Source organism: Imhoffiella purpurea (genome assembly GCF_000585215.1).
Taxonomy (GTDB): Bacteria; Pseudomonadota; Gammaproteobacteria; order Chromatiales; family Chromatiaceae; genus Imhoffiella; species Imhoffiella purpurea.
Genome location: NZ_AONC01000127.1, coordinates 1 through 540, shown reverse-complemented (window position 1 = coordinate 540; position 540 = coordinate 1). Strand labels below are relative to the sequence as shown.

The 540-nt window shown below is 62.2% G+C and carries 1 pseudogene; it reads right to left on the bottom strand.

What is annotated here, in order from left to right:
• Nucleotides 1-416, bottom strand: a pseudogene (locus D779_RS20735) (hypothetical protein); the annotation flags it as partial.
• Between the last annotated feature and the right edge of the window lie 124 nt (nt 417-540).

The following is a 540-nucleotide window of genomic DNA, read 5'->3' as shown; positions in this document are numbered from 1 at the left end:
GTCACACCCGATCCGATCGGCAGGGACTCAGCGAGGAAGCCGGGGTAGTCCATCTGGTGGCGATGATTGTTGAAATAGGTCCAGGCGCTGTAGGCGTTGTCGCGCAGTGCCTGCGAGAGGGAGGTGCGCCGCGAGAGCGTGGCCGCTTCTTCGATCAGCCGGTTCACCGCGTTGGGGTCGTCCTTGAGATCGCGGCACTGCTGATGGCGCCAGCGCGAACGTTGCTCCTCGGCCTGGCGTTGCGGATAGCGCGCCTGAGCCAGCGTGGCGACATATTCGCTGACGTGGAAAAAGTCGATCAGTTGGCGCTTGGTATGCTCCTCGAGGAAGCTCCAGTTGCTGGCGGCACCGTCAGCGATCCCCAGGTAGAGCGCGTCGGGATAGCGCTGCTTGGCCCGGTCAATCTCACGTGTCATGCGCTGATAAAAGGCGTGCTTGCAGTACTCGGATCTCCAGCAACGTGCCCCGAAGGTCCACCGTGACCTCAACCGTCACTGTCGTCCCCGTTCTTCTGACCACTTTCGCCACGACGAAGCCTTC